General features: G+C 69.7%; 14 protein-coding genes. 7 read left to right on the forward strand and 7 right to left on the reverse strand.

The genetic code is table 11. From position 1 onward, the window contains the following. Positions 1-3: 3 nt before the first annotated feature. Entirely contained in the window at positions 4-1,812 is a 1,809-nt protein-coding gene (locus ACS5PM_RS30890; protein ID WP_439391893.1) for an acetate--CoA ligase, read from the reverse strand. Positions 1,813-1,903: 91 nt separating this feature from the next. Here ACS5PM_RS30890 and ACS5PM_RS30895 point away from each other — a divergent pair, with 91 nt between their 5' ends. Further along, positions 1,904-2,902 carry a tetratricopeptide repeat protein gene (locus tag ACS5PM_RS30895; protein WP_439391894.1) on the forward strand — a complete coding sequence of 333 codons (999 nt, stop codon included), beginning with the start codon at positions 1,904-1,906 and terminating at the stop codon, positions 2,900-2,902. A gap of 1 nt (position 2,903) precedes the next feature. Here the strand turns inward: ACS5PM_RS30895 and ACS5PM_RS30900 are convergent, their stop codons facing one another. Continuing rightward, a complete protein-coding gene (locus ACS5PM_RS30900; RefSeq protein WP_439391896.1) occupies positions 2,904-3,395 on the reverse strand; it encodes a GNAT family N-acetyltransferase in 492 nt (163 codons plus the stop codon). A gap of 63 nt (positions 3,396-3,458) precedes the next feature. Between ACS5PM_RS30900 and ACS5PM_RS30905 the strand changes: the two genes are divergently transcribed. Beyond that, the gene (locus tag ACS5PM_RS30905; protein ID WP_439391897.1) at positions 3,459-4,403 is read left to right on the forward strand and encodes an alpha/beta fold hydrolase; all 945 of its coding nucleotides are present in this window, start codon (positions 3,459-3,461) and stop codon (positions 4,401-4,403) included. Here the strand turns inward: ACS5PM_RS30905 and ACS5PM_RS30910 are convergent. Next, complete coding sequence (locus tag ACS5PM_RS30910; protein WP_439391898.1) at positions 4,378-6,531, reverse strand: sodium:solute symporter family protein; 2,154 nt, start codon at positions 6,529-6,531, stop codon at positions 4,378-4,380. The genes ACS5PM_RS30905 and ACS5PM_RS30910 overlap by 26 nt on opposite strands. Beyond that, positions 6,531-6,806 (reverse strand): DUF4212 domain-containing protein, encoded by a 276-nt coding sequence (locus ACS5PM_RS30915; RefSeq protein ID WP_439391899.1) that lies wholly within the window; start codon positions 6,804-6,806, stop codon positions 6,531-6,533. Before ACS5PM_RS30915 ends, ACS5PM_RS30910 begins: the two co-directional genes overlap by 1 nt. An 86-nt stretch (positions 6,807-6,892) precedes the next feature. Here ACS5PM_RS30915 and ACS5PM_RS30920 point away from each other — a divergent pair, with 86 nt between their 5' ends. The 5 genes from ACS5PM_RS30920 (at position 6,893) to ACS5PM_RS30940 (ending at position 12,725) form a co-directional block, all read left to right on the forward strand. Next, positions 6,893-7,102: a hypothetical protein gene (locus ACS5PM_RS30920; RefSeq protein ID WP_439391916.1), complete on the forward strand. Its 210-nt coding sequence runs from the start codon at positions 6,893-6,895 to the stop codon at positions 7,100-7,102. Next, positions 7,019-8,123, forward strand: a protein-coding gene (gene prfB / locus ACS5PM_RS30925; RefSeq protein WP_439391901.1) for a peptide chain release factor 2 whose coding sequence is annotated in 2 segments (ribosomal slippage) — positions 7,019-7,099 and positions 7,101-8,123 — 1,104 coding nt in all. Because the reading frame shifts where the segments join, the coding sequence is not laid out codon by codon here. Before ACS5PM_RS30920 ends, prfB begins: the two co-directional genes overlap by 84 nt. Positions 8,124-8,184: 61 nt before the next feature. Beyond that, complete coding sequence (gene pepN, locus ACS5PM_RS30930; RefSeq protein WP_439391914.1) at positions 8,185-10,857, forward strand: aminopeptidase N; 2,673 nt, start codon at positions 8,185-8,187, stop codon at positions 10,855-10,857. A gap of 16 nt (positions 10,858-10,873) precedes the next feature. Beyond that, a complete protein-coding gene (locus ACS5PM_RS30935; RefSeq protein ID WP_439391903.1) occupies positions 10,874-11,887 on the forward strand; it encodes a class 1 fructose-bisphosphatase in 1,014 nt (337 codons plus the stop codon). A gap of 106 nt (positions 11,888-11,993) precedes the next feature. Further along, on the forward strand, positions 11,994-12,725 hold the full coding sequence (locus ACS5PM_RS30940; RefSeq protein ID WP_439391904.1) for a hypothetical protein: 732 nt from the start codon (positions 11,994-11,996) through the stop codon (positions 12,723-12,725). A 20-nt stretch (positions 12,726-12,745) separates the two neighbouring features. Here ACS5PM_RS30940 and ACS5PM_RS30945 read toward each other — a convergent pair whose 3' ends face one another. From ACS5PM_RS30945 to ACS5PM_RS30955, 3 genes are all read right to left on the reverse strand, one after another. Further along, positions 12,746-13,438 carry a DUF3047 domain-containing protein gene (locus tag ACS5PM_RS30945; protein ID WP_439391906.1) on the reverse strand — a complete coding sequence of 231 codons (693 nt, stop codon included), beginning with the start codon at positions 13,436-13,438 and terminating at the stop codon, positions 12,746-12,748. 81 nt (positions 13,439-13,519) lie between these two features. Further along, on the reverse strand, positions 13,520-14,575 hold the full coding sequence (locus tag ACS5PM_RS30950) for a YopJ family acetyltransferase (RefSeq protein ID WP_439391908.1): 1,056 nt from the start codon (positions 14,573-14,575) through the stop codon (positions 13,520-13,522). Positions 14,576-14,767: 192 nt separating this feature from the next. Continuing rightward, on the reverse strand, positions 14,768-15,754 hold the full coding sequence (locus ACS5PM_RS30955; protein WP_439391909.1) for a hypothetical protein: 987 nt from the start codon (positions 15,752-15,754) through the stop codon (positions 14,768-14,770). Positions 15,755-15,810: the final 56 nt, after the last annotated feature.

Here is a 15,810-nt window from a genome sequence, read left to right on the forward strand (position 1 = left end):
GGCCTAGGTTGGCGAAACGGCCCTCGCCCGCTCTTCCTCCTGCAGCCTGAGCACGCGCCGCTGGACCTTGCCGGTGGTCGTCATCGGCAGCGCGTCTATGAACTCGATGTCCTTCGGGTACTCGTAGGGCGCGAGACGGCCGCGGACGTGTTGCTGCAGTTCGGCCACCAGCTCTTCGCCCGCCGTGAAGCCGGGCGCGAGCACGACGTAGGCCTTGACCACGGCGCCACGCTCGGCATCCGGCTTGGGCACCACGGCCGCATTCGCCACGGCGGGGTGCTTGACCAGGCAGTTCTCCACCTCGCTCGGGCCGATGCGGTAGCCCGCGGCCTTGAAGACGTCGTCGCTGCGCCCCTGGTACCAGAGGTAGCCGTCCTCGTCCATCATGGCGGTGTCGCCGGTGCGGCACCAGCTCGCGTGCGGGTCGCCGGTGAACTTGGCGCGGGTCGCGTCCTCGCGCTTCCAGTAGCCCAGGAAGAACACCGGGTCGGGGTCGCCGTGCACGTCGAGCCGGTGGACCGCCACATCGCCCGGCGTGCCGCGCGGGCATTCGCGGCCCTCGTCGTCGATCACGGCCACGCGGTGGCCCGGATAGGCGCGGCCCATGCTGCCGGGCCGCGCCGGCCAGCCCACACGCGGATGGCCGTCGGCGCCCATCGTCTGGCTGCAATTGCCCACGATGTAGTTGATCTCGGTCTGGCCGAACATCTCGTTCACGACGAGGCCGAGCTCGTCACGGCACCAGGCGAAGACCGCGTCGCCCACCGCTTCGCCGGCGCTCATCACCGCACGCAACTTCAGGCCCGGGAAGCGCTCTCGCGGATGCGGCACGGCCTTCATCATGGCCTTGAGCGCCGTGGGGAACAGGAAGCTGTTCGTGACGCGGTGGCGTTGCATCAGCTCCAGCGCCCGCTCGGGCGCGAATCGGCCCTGGAAGGCGACGATGGGCACGCCGAAGTACAGCGAAGGCAGCAGCGCATCCATCAGCCCGCCGGTCCAGGCCCAGTCGGCCGGACTCCAGAAGACCGCGTCGGCCGGCGCGCCGCCGGGGCCCAGCTTCTTCTTCGGCGGCTTGCCGCTGCCACTGAGCGCCCTGGGGGCTCCACGCAGCCAGTTCTGGCTGCAGACGAAGCCCGAGAGGTTGCCGATGAGCGCGCGGTGCGGGATCAGCGCGCCCTTGGGCGGGCCGGTGGTGCCGCTGGTGTAGATCAGCACGGCCGGGTCTTCGGCCTTCGTGCGACGTGCGGTGAAGGTCGCTGCCTCGCGGGCCAGGGCGGCCTGCCAGTCGATATCGCCCTGCCCCGCCGCGGCACCCACGGCCATCACCGTCTTCAAGCCAGGGCACTGCGCACGCGCCTCGAGAAGATGGGCGATGGCCGATTCGTCGACGATCGCCACCGCGGCTTCGCTGTCCTGCAAGCGGTACTGCAGGGCCTCGGGGCCGAACAGCATCGACAGCGGCATGGCCACCGCGCCGAGCTGGTACAGCGCCATGTGCGCCACCGCGGTCTCGAAGCGCTGGGGCATCACCACCGCCACGCGATCGCCGGCCTTCACCCTCAACCGGCGCAGTGCATTCGACAGGCGATCCGCCTGGGCTTGCAGCTGGCCATAAGTGTGCAAGGTGAGACGCCCGTCCTCGCGCTCGGCACGGATGGCCACCGCATCCGGCCGCTCGCGAGCCCAGCGGCCACAGCACACCTGCGCGATGTTGAAATGCGCCGGTACTTGCCAGCGGAAGCCGCGGTGCAGTTCGGCATGACCGTCGGCAGAATTCGTCGCGTCAACGAGGGCGCTGCGGGTGTCGTTCATCCCGCCAAGCGTAAGCCGCCGCGGCGCTTCGCTTCCATCGGGCCGACCCCGCGCCTGCTTCCATCCAGATCGATCCACTGACCAGACTCCAATGCGCCTGCACCGTCCTTTCTTGCTGATCGCGCTGGTCGCGCTCACCACCACCCTCCCCGTTCGCGCCCAGAGCCTGCGAGACCCGGCATGGGAGGCGCTGCTCGAGAACGACCGGCACGCCGAACTCGAGAACCAGGCGCGTCAGCGCCTGAAGGCCGAGCCTGGCGACCCACAGGCCACGCTGGCCCTCGGATTCGCGGTGCTGGCGGAGGCCCGCCCCGCCACCGTAGACGCCACCGTGCCGCTGGTCGAGGCCTGCATCGCCCGCCATCCCGAGGCCGCCGAGTGCCACTACATGCTGGGCAACCTGCTGGGGGTGCAGGCCTTGCGCGGCGGCATGCTGAAGGGCATGAGCCTGGCCGGCCGGATCCGCGAATCGTTCCAGAAGGCGGTCGACCTCGGCCCGGACGTCTTCAACCACCGAATCGGCCTGATGCAGTTCTACCTGGCCGCGCCGGGCATCGCCGGTGGCGGCGTGGACAAGGCCCGCGAGCTGGCCAGGGCCACCGAGGCGCGCCAACCCGAGCAGGCCCGGTGCCTGCGGGCCCTGGTGGAGATCGGCGAGGAGCACTACGCCGAGGCCGAGAAGCTGCTGTGGGCGGTGCAGCCCGGAAACGACAACGCGCTGCGCTCCACGGTCTATGCCTCTCTCGCTCAGCTCGGCGCGCAGAAGCTCAACGCGAAGCAGCCGGCGCAGGCGCAATCGCTGTTCGAGCGCCTGGTGCAGGCCGACCCGAGCCGCGCGTTCGCTGTCTACGGCCTGGGCCGGGTGAAGGCGGAGACGGGTGCCCCGCAGGAAGCGATCCGCTACTACGCCCAGGCCCGCGCGCTGCGCGGCCAGGCCGGCCTGCCGATCGACTACCGCGAGGCGCTGGCCTGGCTGCTGCTGGGCGACACCGCCAAGGCCCGGGCGCTGCTGCAGCGCTTCGTCGCCGCCGGCCGCGGCCACCCCAAGAACGTCGAGGACGCCAAGGAGCGTCTGGCCAAGCTGGGCTGAGTCAGCCTGTGCCGAAGTTCTGCAGCGCCTTGCCGGTCACGCGGCAGATGCGCCAGTCGGGCATCACGGTCGCGCCCATCTTCTCGTAGAAGCGGATGGCGTTGACGTTCCAGTCGAGCACGCTCCATTCGAAGCGGCCGAAACCACGCTCCACGGCGACGCGGGCCAGGTGCTCCAGCAGGGCCTTGCCGATGCCGGCGCTGCGGTGAGCGGGGCGCACGTAGAGGTCTTCCAGGTAGAGCCCCGGCTTGGCCAGGAAGGTGGAGAAGTTGGTGAAGGTGAGCGCGAAGGCGACGAGTTCGCCGCCCGGCAGTTCGGCCACCCAGCATTCGGCCACCGGCTTGGGGCCGAACAGGTGCGGAGCGAGCTTGTCGGGCGTCACCTGCAGCAGGTGGGTGAGCTTCTCGAATTCGGCCAGTTCGCCGATCAGGCCCACGACGGCGGGCAGGTCGCGCGGCTCGGCCGCGCGCAAGGTGAAGTCGGTGTTCATCATCGGACCATTCTGGCTGTCACCCCCGCGGCAAGACAATCTCGGGTTGGGCCCTACATTGCAACGATGAGCACACCCGCCTACACCCCGCTGCGCGCGGGCACCGACCACTTCGTGCCGGTGCGCGGCCTCGAATACCACGTCATCACCTGGGGCCAACCCTCGCTCGCCACGGCCAGCCGGCCCCCCTTGTTCATGGTCCATGGCTGGATGGACGTCGGCGCCTCGTTCCAGTTCGTGGTCGACGCCCTGGCCGAGCTCGAAGGCGAGTCGCGTTACATCGTGGCGGCCGACTGGCGGGGCTTCGGGCTCACGCGCGGGCCTTCGGTCGACAGCTACTGGTTCGCCGATTACCTGGGCGACCTCGACGCCCTGCTGCACCACGAGGCGCTGGGCCTGGCCGGCGCCGACACGCCACTGGACCTGCTGGGCCACAGCATGGGCGGCAACGTCGTCATGAGCTATGCCGGCGTGCGCCCCGAGCGCATCCGGCGCCTGGTCAACCTCGAGGGCTTCGGCCTGCCTGAAACCAGGCCGCACCATGCGCCCAAGCGGCTGCGACAGTGGCTGGACGAACTTCGCACGCCAATGAACCTGCGCGACTACGCCAGTGTCGAAGCCGTCGCCGAACGACTGCTCGCCAACAACCCCCGGCTCGACGCCGCTCACGCCGCCTGGCTCGCCCGGCATTGGGCCGAGGAGAGAGCCGACGGCCGCTGGCACATCCTCGGCGATCCGGCCCACAAGCGGGCCAATCCGGTCCTCTACCGCAAGGAGGAGATCCTGGAGGCCTGGAAGCTCATCAGCGCCAAGGTGCTCTGGGTCGAGGGCCGCGAGACGGACGTGACGAAGTGGTGGGGCAACCGCTACCCGCGCGAGGATTTCGAGGCGCGGCTGGCCGTGGTGCCGCAGGTCGAGATGGTGATGCTGGCCGACTGCGGCCACATGCTGCACCACGACCAGCCGCAGGCCCTGGCCGCGCGTCTCAAGGCATTTCTCGACGAGGCGTGACCTCGGCCGCGGTCGCCACCGGCTCGACGGGCAACTGGCGCGCATAGCGCAGCCCTTCGACGAAAGCCACCGTCATCGGCGCAGGCCGGGGCGTCAGCAGGCTCACCACCACCGTCACCGCCAGGCCCACCGGCACCCCGAACACCCCGGCCGAGATCGGCTGGATGCCCCACCACAACTGAACCGGGCCGTGCAGGTGCAGGACCTCGCGCAGCCAGGGCTGGGTCGTGGCCAGGTAGTAGATGCTCACGCAGAGGCCTGACAGCATGCCGGCGACCGCGCCCCAGCGATTGGCGCGCTTCCAGAAGATGCCCAGCACCAGGGCCGGGAAGAAGGCCGAGGCTGCGAGCGAGAAGGCCGCCGTGACGAGGAACAGGATGTCGGCAGGCCTGCGAGCAGCGACGAAGGCTGCCGCCAGCGCCACCACCAGCAGCAGCACCTTGGAGATCATCACCTGCCGCGCCGGCGAGGCACTGGGGTCGATCACCCGGTAGTAGAAGTCGTGCGACAGGGCGTTGGCGATCGTCAGCAGCAGGCCATCGGCCGTGGACAGCGCCGCCGCCAGCCCGCCGGCAGCCACCAGGCCCGAGACGAAATAGGGCAATCCCGCCAGCTCGGGCGCGACCAGCACGATGATGTCGCCGCCCATCCTGATCTCGCCCAGCTGCAGCACGCCGTCGTGGTTGATGTCGATCACCGACATCAGCTGCGAGTCGACCTTGGCCCAGTTCGCTATCCACGAAGGCAGCTGGTCGAAGGGGGTGCCCACCAGCGAGTTGAAGACCTCGTACTTCACCAGCACGGCCAGGGCCGGCGCGGTGAGGTAGAGCACGCTGATGAACAGCAGCGACCACACCACCGACTCGCGGGCCTCGCGCACCGAGGGCGTCGTGTAGTAGCGGGCCAGGATGTGCGGCAGCCCGGCCGTGCCGACCATCAGGCAGAAGACGAGCGCCAGGAAGTTGCGGCGCGAATCGTCGTAGGCGCGGCGCGCGTTCTCGTCGCCCGCCGGGTCGCCGGCGAAAGGCCGGGCATGCGGCGGCATGCCCCCCAGCGGCCGGGCCCGGTCCTCCAGCTCGGCCTTTTCGCGGGCCCAGCCTTCCGCCGCTGCGACCGGCTCGCGCTGCAGTGCGGTCAGGGCCCGCTCGGCCGCCTGGATCTGCCGCTGCGGCGCGCCTATGGCCTTGAGCGCGTCGATGCGCTCGGCGATCGCCGCCCGCTCGTCGGCCAGGGCCTTGGGCACGTCCTGCAGCCGCTCACCGAGCTCGGCGGCGCGCTGGCGGAAGGCGGCGATGACCTCCTGCTCCTTCGGGTCGGCCATCAGGCGCGCCTCGGTCTCGGTGACCTTCTGCAGCTGCTCGCCGTAGATCGCCTGCGGCACCGGCACGCCGGTCTGCTTGACCGACAGCCACACCACCGGCACCAGGTAGGCCACGATCAGCACGATGTACTGCGCCACCTGGGTCCAGGTGACCGCGCGCATGCCGCCCAGGAAGGAGCACACCAGGATGCCGCCCAGGCCGAGGAAGACGCCGATCTCGAACGACGCGATGCCGGTCAGCCGCGTGGTGATGAGGCCCACGCCGTAGATCTGCGCCACCACGTAGACGAACGAGACGAGGATGGTGGCGCCCACGCCGATCTGCCTCGCGAGGTTGCCCTCGTAGCGCATGCCGAGGAAGTCGGGAATCGTGTACTGGCCGAACTTGCGCAGATACGGCGCCAGCAGCAGCGCCACCAGGCAGTAGCCGCCCGTCCAGCCCATGACGAAAGCCAGGCCGTCGTAGCCGGTGAGGTAGAGCGTGCCTGCCATGCCGAGGAAGGAGGCAGCGCTCATCCAGTCGGCTCCGGTGGCCATGCCGTTGTACATCGCCGGCACGCGGCGGCCCGCCACGTAGTACTCCGGCGCCTCGGTGGTGCGGCAGACGATGCCGATGACGGCGTAGACGACGACCGGCGCGGCCAGGAAGACGAAGCCAATCCAGTTCTTCGGCAGGCCGTAGCGCTCGGCCAGCGCCATGCTGGCGAGGAAGACCAGGAAGCACATCGTGTAGCCCACGTACAGCCTGTGCAGCCGGCGGCGGAAGGCCATGCTGGTGATGCGGCTGGCCAGGGGCGGGTGCGCCATCAGTCCTGCTCGTCCAGGTCGGCGGACTCGTCCAGCTGCCGGGCCACGCGCGCATACAGGCTGACCAGCGCCAGGTACACCAGCACCGAGCCCTGCGCCCCGACCCAGAAGCTGAAGGGCCAGCCGAAGAAGTTGAAGCTCAGGTTCCGCGCCTCGTAGGCCACGCCGAAAGTGACCACCGCCCAGGCGAGCAGCAACAGCACGGTCCACACCTTCAACACGCGCCAGTGGCGGCGGCGCGTGCGCTGCGCGTCGGTGGCGGGCGGCGGTGTCATCGCGCCCGATTCTGCCGGCCCTTCCGGCACCCGCCCATTCGCGCACACCCTGCCCGGAACGGCCCCTTGCCGCCGTCCGCCGGGGCTTGAGCGAAAATCACCGGTTTGACGCCCTCAAGGGCGCGGCCCTCGAGGGCCGGGCCATCGCCCGGCCCGCCCCCCACAAGGGGCGACAACCCGGCCGCGGCCCTTCATTCCTGAGAGAACACACCATGGACATCGAACGCATCAACGCCATCGGCACCACCCTCGCGGACCTGACCGAGCGCACCGAAGCGCTACGGGGGTATCTTTGACTACGATCGCAAGGTCCTGCGGCTGAGGGAAGTCAACGCCACCCTCGAGAACCCCGACATCTGGAACGACCCCAAGCGGGCCCAGGAGCTCGGCAAGGAGAAGAAGGCGCTCGACGAAGTGGTCGAGACCATCGACCACCTGACGAGCAACCTGTCGGACAACACCGAGCTGTTCGAGATGAGCCGCGAAGAAGGCGACGAGGCCGGCATGATCGGCATCGAGGCCGATGCGGCCAAGCTGCGCGAGATCGTCGAGAAGCTGGAGTTCCGCCGGATGTTCAGCAACCCGGCCGACCCCAGCAACTGCTTCATCGACATCCAGGCCGGCGCCGGCGGCACCGAGGCCTGCGACTGGGCCGGCATGCTGCTGCGCCAGTACCTCAAGTACTGCGAGCGCAAGGGCTTCAAGACGACGATGGAGGACGAGACGCCCGGCGACGTGGCGGGCATCAAGAGCGCCACCATCAAGGTCGAGGGCGACTACGCGTTCGGCCACCTGCGCTCCGAGACCGGCGTCCACCGCCTGGTGCGCAAGAGCCCGTTCGACTCCGCCGGTGGCCGCCACACCTCGTTCGCCTCGCTGTTCGTCTACCCCGAGGTCGACGACTCGATCGAGATCGAGATCAACCCTTCGGACGTGCGCACCGACACCTTCCGCGCCTCCGGCGCCGGCGGCCAGCACATCAACAAGACCGACTCGGCGGTGCGGCTGACGCACATCCCGACCGGCATCGTCGTGCAGTGCCAGGACGGCCGCAGCCAGCACAGCAACCGCGACGTCGCCTGGAAGCGCCTGCGTTCGAGGCTGTACGACCACGAGATGCGCAAGCGGATGGAAGAGCAGCAGAAGCTGGAAGACACCAAGACCGACGTCGGCTGGGGCCACCAGATCCGCAGCTACGTGCTCGACCAGAGCCGCATCAAGGACCTGCGCACCAACGTCGAAATCTCCAACACCCAGAAGGTGCTGGACGGCGACCTCGATGCCTTCATCGAGGCCAGCCTCAAGCAAGGGCTCTGATCGCGATCCGATCGGCAGCCGCCCCACCCCACCCCCCGACAGAACTGGACCGCCCATCATGATGCGTGAAGGCGTTGCCCCCCTGATCCGCCGCGAGGACTACCTCGCGCCGGCCTACTGGATCCGCCGCGTCGACCTGACGCTGGACCTCGATGCCGCCAAGACCATCGTGTCGAGCAAGCTGGCCATCGAGCGCAACACCGCCCAGCCGGTGCAGGCGCTGCGCCTGCACGGCGAGGATCTGAACCTGCTGCGCGTGCTGGTCGACGGCCAGAGCGTCTCCTTCCGCCACGAGGACGGGATGCTGGTGATCGACGCGCCTGCGGCGGACGCCTTCACGCTCGAGATCCGCAACACCATCTGCCCGGAGAAGAACACCCAGCTCTCCGGGCTGTATGCCTCGGGCTCGGGCCTGTTCACGCAGTGCGAGGCCGAGGGCTTCCGCCGCATCACCTACTTCCTCGACCGGCCGGACGTGATGGCGGTCTACACCGTCACCCTGCGGGGCGACATGAAGAAGTACCCGGTGCTGCTGTCCAACGGCAACCTGGTCGAGCAGGGCGAGCTGGGCGCCGGCCGTCACTTCGCCCGCTGGCACGACCCCTTCCCCAAGCCCAGCTACCTCTTCGCCGTGGTGGCCGCCGACCTCGTGGCCCGCGAGCAATGGGTGCGCACCCGGGGCGGCAAGGATCACCTGCTGCAGGTCTACGTCAAGCGCGGCGACCTGGACAAGACCGAGCACGCCATGAACTCGCTCATCGCCTCGGTCGTGTGGGATGAGGCCCGCTTCAAGCTGCCGCTGGATCTCGAGCGCTTCATGATCGTCGCCGTCGACGACTTCAACATGGGCGCGATGGAGAACAAGGGCCTGAACCTGTTCAACACCAAGTACGTGCTGGCCAGCGCCGCCACCGCCACCGACGCCGACTTCGACGGCATCGAGAGCGTGGTGGGCCACGAGTACTTCCACAACTGGACGGGCAACCGCGTCACCTGCCGCGACTGGTTCCAGCTCTCGCTGAAGGAGGGGCTCACCGTCTTCCGCGACCAGGAGTTCTCGATGGACATGACCGGCACGGCTTCGGCCCGGGCCGTCTGCCGCATCGCCGACGTCCGCATGCTGCGCGAGCGCCAGTTCCCCGAGGACGCGGGCCCCATGGCCCACCCGGTGCGGCCCGACACCTACCAGGCGATCGACAACTTCTACACCGCCACGGTGTACGAGAAGGGTGCCGAGGTCGTGCGGATGATGCACACGCTGGTCGGGCGCGAGGGCTTCGCCAGGGGCATGACGCTGTACTTCCAGCGCCACGACGGCCACGCCGTGACCTGCGAAGACTTCGCGCAGGCCATCGCCGCCGCCAACCCCGGCAGCACGCTGGACGCGCACCTCGACCTGTTCAAGCGCTGGTACTCGCAGGCCGGCACGCCGCGCCTGTCCGCCCGCGGCATCTACGACTCCGCAGCCGGCACCTACACGCTGACCCTGTCGCAATCCAACCCGCCGTCGTCGGGGCAACCGGTCAAGCTGCCGAACCTGATCCCGGTGGCCATGGGCCTGCTCGGCCGTGACGGCCGCGCCCTGCCGCTGCAGCTGGAGGGCGAGACGGTGCCCGCGGGCACCGAGCGCGTGCTGGTGCTGACCGAGAGCCAGCAGAGCTGGGTCTTCACCGGGCTGGACCAGGAGCCGGTGCCATCGCTACTGCGCGGCTTCTCGGCCCCGGTCATCCTGGACGACGGCCTGTCCGACGCCGACCGCCTGACCTTGCTGGCCCACGACGCCGACCCCTTCAACCGCTGGGAGGCGGCGCAGCGCCTGGGGCTGGCACGCATCGTCGCCGCCCTGGATGCCGGCGCCGCGCCGACTCTTGACGAGGCCTTCGTCGGGGCCATGCGCTGCGTGCTGCGCGACGAGACGCTGGATCCGGCGTTCAAGGAGCTGGCGCTGACCCTGCCCACCGAGGGCTACGTGGCCGAGCAGGTCAACCCGGTCGATCCCCAGCGCATCCACGCGGTGCGCGAGGCGCTGGTCGACGACCTGGCCAGGAAGCTGCAGGCCGACTGGGCCTGGGCCTACGAGTCGCACCAGGTCCGCGCCGGCTACCGGCCGGACGCCGAGCAGAGCGGCCGGCGCGCCCTGGCCAACCTGGCGCTGGCGATGCTGGTGCGCCAGGCGGTCCACGCCGGCGACACCGTCTGGCCCGGCCGCGCCTACCAGCGCTTCAAGGACGCGTCCAACATGACCGACCGGCTCGGCGCGCTGGAAGCCCTGGTGTACGCCTACTCCGAGCTGGCCGGCCCGGCCCTGGAGCGCTTCCACGCGCAGTTCCGCCACGACCCTCTCGTGCTGGACAAGTGGTTCATGCTGCAGGCCCGCGCGCCCGAGCGCGAAGGCCGTGTCTTCGCCAAGGTGAAGCAGCTGATGAAGCACCCCGACTTCACGCTCGGCAACCCGAACCGGGCCCGCGCGCTGATGTTCTCGCTGACCCTGTCCAACCCGGCGGCCTTCCACCGGGCCGACGCGGCGGGCTATGTCTTCTGGGCCGAGAAGGTGGTCGAGCTCGACGCCATGAACCCGCAGCTCGCCTCGCGCTTCGCCCGTTCGCTGGACCGCTGGCGCGCCCTGGCCGAGCCCTACCGCTCGGCCGCGCGCGAGGCCATCGCCCGCGTCGCCGCCCGCAGCGACTTGTCGCCGGACACGGCGGAGATCGTCAACCACGCGTTGCAAGACTGAAAAGGCCACCGACCACATGACTTCACGAATCAGCCTCACCCAGTACCTCGTCGAGCAGCAGCGCGAGCACGGGCACATCCCGGCCCAGCTGCGCCTGCTGATCGAGGTGGTCGCGCGAGCCTGCAAGCGCATCGCCATCTCGGTCAACAAGGGCGCGCTCGGCGAGGTGCTGGGCTCGGCCGGCTCGGAGAACGTGCAGGGCGAGGTGCAGAAGAAGCTCGACATCATCTCCAACGAGGTGCTGATCGAGGCCAACGAGTGGGGCGGCCACCTGGCGGCCATGGCGTCGGAGGAGATGGACTCCATCCACGTCGTGCCCAACCGCTATCCGCAAGGCGAGTACCTGCTGCTGTTCGACCCGCTCGACGGCTCGTCGAACATCGACGTGAACGTGTCGATCGGCACCATCTTCTCGGTGCTGCGCAAGGTGAACAACCAGCGCGGCATCAGCGAGGAGGATTTCCTTCAGCCGGGCAAGCAGCAGGCGGCCGCCGGCTACTGCGTCTACGGCCCGCAGACCACGCTGGTGCTGACCGTCGGCCGCGGCGTGGCCATGTTCACGCTGGACCGCGAGCAGGGATCCTGGGTGCTGACGGCCGAGGACGTGCAGATCCCGGAAGACACCAAGGAGTTCGCGATCAACATGTCGAACATGCGCCACTGGGATGCTCCGGTGAAGCGCTACATCGACGAGTGCCTGGCCGGCAAGGAAGGCCCGCGCGGCAAGGACTTCAACATGCGCTGGATCGCCTCGATGGTGGCCGACGTGCACCGCATCCTCACCCGCGGCGGCGTCTTCCTCTACCCCTGGGACAAGCGCGAGCCGGACAAGCCCGGCAAGCTGCGCCTGATGTACGAGGCCAACCCCATGGCCTACCTCGTCGAGCAGGCCGGCGGCTCGGCCACCAACGGCCGCCAGCGCATCATGGACGTGGTGCCCGGCAAGCTGCACGAGCGCGTGAGCGTGGTGCTCGGCTCCAAGAACGAGGTGGATCGGGTCACCGACTATCACCTCGACTCCGCCCGATGACCTCCTTCGCTCGGCTGCGCCCCGCGGGCCGAGCGACGGGCCGCTCCCTAGCCGGCCCGCATCCCCTCGGGGGATCGGCCGCGGTACCCCGCGGACGAGGGGCTTCATGAACACGGATTACATCTACTGGACCTTCACCGCGGCAGCGCAATGCGTGGCGACCTTCGTCGCGCTGCTGCTGACCGGCTACGCGCTGGTGCTTTCGCAGATCGAGGCGGCGCGCGAGCGCGACGACTCGCTGCAGGAGCTGCACGCCGTGCTGCGGGCCAGCTACCACGCCCGACTGAAGGTGCTGGCCTGGATCACCGCCGCGGCGGTGGTGCTGAGCCTGTTCGTGGTCTGGGACAACCGGTCCACCGTGCCCGCCTCGAACTGGGTCATGGGCATCGCGGCGGCACTGGACATCGTGGCCATGGTGGCCGGGCTCGCCTTCGTCGTGACCATCATCGACCCGGCCAAGTACCAGAAGGCCGCGGAGCGCGAACTCGAGCAGCGCCAGCAGCAGCAGCAGGAGGCCGCCGCGCAGCAGAAGGAGACCTCCGCCGACGACTTCTTCAAGGCCTTTCGAGAGATGGAGAAGGCCCTGCGGCAGTTGGTGGGGCGATCCCGGATGGTGGTCGGCGAGCCGCGGGAGGATGGCGGCAAGGGCAATCCGAGCGTGCGTCAGATGGCCATCGCCCTGCTGGACAACGGCGTCATCGACGACAGCTTCCACGCCGAGTTGCTGCAGATCGCCAAGTACCGCAACCTGCTCTTCCACGGACATGTGAAGAAGGCTGATGCCGGCATGGTCGAACGCACGTCGCGCGCCGCGGCGCTGGTGCGGCAGCTGGGCTGAGTCAGCCCTTCATCCGCGCTTCACTGCAGCTCGACCGGCCCGTACCACGCCCGGGCCTGCGAGCGGGTGTTGTCGCTGTCGGTCATGAGGGCAACCGAGGTCAGCGGCCCCGGCTCCTCCGAGAACGCGTGGCGGAAGTCCGCCGCCAGGTCGCGGCGATGGTCGCGCCAGCGGCGCAGTTCCGCAGGGCCGGAGTCCACCACGATGGAGCGGACGCGGTCGCTGCGCGGGTTCACCACCACCGTGCCCACCGGCAGGTGCGCATCCCACACGTACATCAGCGTCGCGTAGGGCGGCTGCTCGCCCGTCAGGGCCTGGGCGACCTCGAAGAGCATGCGGGTGCGCAGCGGCAGCGAGCCGACGTCGCCGTCGAAGGCGAACATCACGCGCGCCGGTGCATCGCCCCGGTCGGCATCGGTCAGGTCCGCGCCGGCGATCACATCCTGTATCCACCACGAGAAGCGCACTTCGCCGACCGCCTGCCGCACGGGCTGCAGGCGCTTGCGCCACATGCTGGCGGAACGCTCGGACCGGGCCATGATGGCGCGCCGCCCGTCCTTCTCGCTCCACTCGTAGCGGGTCTTCTCCTTGCCCGGCAGGGGCATGGGCATCCAGTCGTCCGCCCCGACGGCCGCCGGCTCGGGCGGCGGAGCCGATGCACAACCGGCCAAGACAGCCGCCATCACGACAACCGACAGCAAAGGTGAACGCATGGGGGTACTTCGGAAACAGCCCGCCAGTTTGGAGCCGGCAGCGCGCCGGCACGCGGTGGCGATCCGGCAAAAAGTCGCACTTCAGGCCTCGGGGATGACGGCCGCGGTCAGGTGGTGCAGCGCGGTGCGGACGAACTCGATGCGCTTGGCCTCGAACGAGTTGCTGTAGGTGAACAGCCCGCGCGTGATCAGGTGCCTGGAATGACGATCGCGCAGCGTCTCGCCCTGGCGGTTCACGGCCGCATCAGCCTCGGCCAGGGACGATCGGTCCAGGTAGGCGTCGATCACCGTGCCGGAGGTGGCGTGCTTCATGAACGGCACCGGCAGTTCGTCCGGCCCCACGAGGTGCACGCCGATCGCCGGCCCTTCCCCGGCCATCGATTCGAGGGTCTCGTGATGCAGCTGGCCGACGAAGTCCTCCGAGGCCATCTTCTTCAGGGCGGACATGGCGAAGATGCTGCAACCCGAGAGCGTCTTCTGGGTGGACGCGCCGACTGTCGTCAGGTGCACGCGGACCGGGGGAGCGTCGGGCTCGAGCGTCTTCTGGAGGGCGCTGGCGATCGCCGCAAGCGCCCTTCCCCAGTGAGCGGTGCCGTCTTTCATCAGCTCCGGCGAGAAGCTGTCGACGAGCAACATGGAAACGTCGTTGGAGCCGGCGGCGCAGCGGATGCTGAGCGCCGCGCGATGCCCTTCGCTGTCGAGCAGCAGGCGTGCGGTCCGACCGGTGCCGAGGTGCGACTGCAGGCACCGCGCGAGCGGGCTCGTCGCCAGATCGCTCGCCTGCCATCGGGGCGAGAACTCGCAGCGCTGCGCCGCCAGCGCAGGGTCGGCCGCGTTCAAGCCCTGCAGGATGTCGTCCAGGTATGGGTGGTCGAACACCGCGGGCTCCCGGTTCTGTCGGTACGCCCGCTCCAGCTCATCCAGGTAGGCCGTCAGCTCGGGGTGGCGCCGCAGCGCCAGCTCGCGGTCGTACTCGGGCCCCATGGGCTTGCTGCCGAGCACGGCGGAGGCCGCCGAGGCGACACTGCCCGCGCCCTGGCGATGCGCACGGTGGAACTGCTCGATCTCCTGGACGTGGGCTTGCCATTCGTCCCATGCCGCTGCAGCGAGTTCGGAGCGTGGGCGAACGGCTCCCACCACGGGATCCGGGTTCGGTTGCCCGCACGGCCGCAGTCCTTCCGGCGGGCCTGAAGCCGGCGGTGACGAAGCTTCCGCCCGCGACCTGTCGAGGGCGTCATGGGCATCGGCCCGGCCCGCCCGCGGCGGCCGGAAGCAGCAGAGCAAGGAGTCCAGGGCGCGGGGCATGGGGCAACAGCTCGGGCCCGATGGCTACGCGCGCCGCGATGCCGACCACGCGGGGTCGGTCGGCGCGTCCTGCGCAAGCAGTTCGTCCCGCGCCTGCAGGATCGCCTGAACGGTGTCGGCGCGCACCGACTCTGCCACCGGCAGGCCCAGGGATTGGGCGACTCCGGCGGCCAAGACCTCGGCCGACAGGGCCGGCTGTCTGGCTGCCTGTACGGAGGCCTCGTGCAGGAACGCCGGCTTGAGGTTGATCGGCACCGACTCCTCCGCACCGGCGACGCCGTCGCTTTCGAGCTTCTCCCAGGTCAATTCCGCAGCGGGCTGGATCAGGGCGATCAGCGCCGTGTCGTGCTCCAGCTGGGTCGACATGCGATCGATCACGCTGGCCATCCAGGCCGTGGCGACAGGGTCGTCCAGTTCCAACCGGGTCTGCGTGAGGGCGTCGCCGAAGTGCGAGTCCTCGCGCAGGTGGGCGGGCGTGCGCATCCAGGCGTCCAGCATGACATCGTCGCTGCGCAGCTCGCCCGCCGTGCCCAGCGCCTCGGCCCAGGCGTGGTCGACGGCGTCCGACCGGGCGATGCGGATGGCCGCCGGCGCGTCGGGCAGGCGTGACCGGGCATCGGCCACGACCCGGGCATGCTCGCCGCAGTTGCCCGAGGCGAGCAGGCGCGCGGCGATGGCCTTGGTCATGTAGTCCAGCGCACGCTCGGCGGCGCCTGCGTCCGGGAACCGGCGGGCGAGGTCACGCGCGAAGCCCGCAGGCCAGGCCTGGGTCAGGCCCATCATCCTGCGGGCCAGGGGCGTGGGCCGCGAAGTGGAGGCGGCCTCGTAGGTGACCGAGCGCTTCAGGAATGCGACGGCGTCCCGCTGCACCTGCACGCAGACGTAGGACCCACCGCCGCTCGCGGCGATGTCGGACACGACGTTCCCGCGCCCTGTGTGCAAAGCGGCGATGCCATCCGCCAGGGCCTGCTGGCCGGCGCGCAGTTCGTCGATGACGACGGCGTCGTCCACCCGACGGCCGATGCTCGCCCGCGCCATCAGATAGCCGGCGAGCGGCCGTTGCGCAG

Source organism: Ideonella flava, from assembly GCF_051857595.1.
GTDB lineage: Bacteria > Pseudomonadota > Gammaproteobacteria > Burkholderiales > Burkholderiaceae_C > Ideonella.

What these genes read in the sequence shown, in the direction of transcription:
- ACS5PM_RS30890 (WP_439391893.1), bottom strand. Translation starts at nt 1,812, where the DNA reads ATGAACGACACCCGCAGCGCCCTCGTTGACGCGACGAATTCTGCCGAC.
- ACS5PM_RS30895 (WP_439391894.1), top strand. Translation starts at nt 1,904, where the DNA reads ATGCGCCTGCACCGTCCTTTCTTGCTGATCGCGCTGGTCGCGCTCACC.
- ACS5PM_RS30900 (WP_439391896.1), bottom strand. Translation starts at nt 3,395, where the DNA reads ATGATGAACACCGACTTCACCTTGCGCGCGGCCGAGCCGCGCGACCTG.
- ACS5PM_RS30905 (WP_439391897.1), top strand. Translation starts at nt 3,459, where the DNA reads ATGAGCACACCCGCCTACACCCCGCTGCGCGCGGGCACCGACCACTTC.
- ACS5PM_RS30910 (WP_439391898.1), bottom strand. Translation starts at nt 6,531, where the DNA reads ATGGCGCACCCGCCCCTGGCCAGCCGCATCACCAGCATGGCCTTCCGC.
- ACS5PM_RS30915 (WP_439391899.1), bottom strand. Translation starts at nt 6,806, where the DNA reads ATGACACCGCCGCCCGCCACCGACGCGCAGCGCACGCGCCGCCGCCAC.
- pepN (WP_439391914.1), top strand. Translation starts at nt 8,185, where the DNA reads ATGCGTGAAGGCGTTGCCCCCCTGATCCGCCGCGAGGACTACCTCGCG.
- ACS5PM_RS30935 (WP_439391903.1), top strand. Translation starts at nt 10,874, where the DNA reads ATGACTTCACGAATCAGCCTCACCCAGTACCTCGTCGAGCAGCAGCGC.
- ACS5PM_RS30940 (WP_439391904.1), top strand. Translation starts at nt 11,994, where the DNA reads ATGAACACGGATTACATCTACTGGACCTTCACCGCGGCAGCGCAATGC.
- ACS5PM_RS30945 (WP_439391906.1), bottom strand. Translation starts at nt 13,438, where the DNA reads ATGCGTTCACCTTTGCTGTCGGTTGTCGTGATGGCGGCTGTCTTGGCC.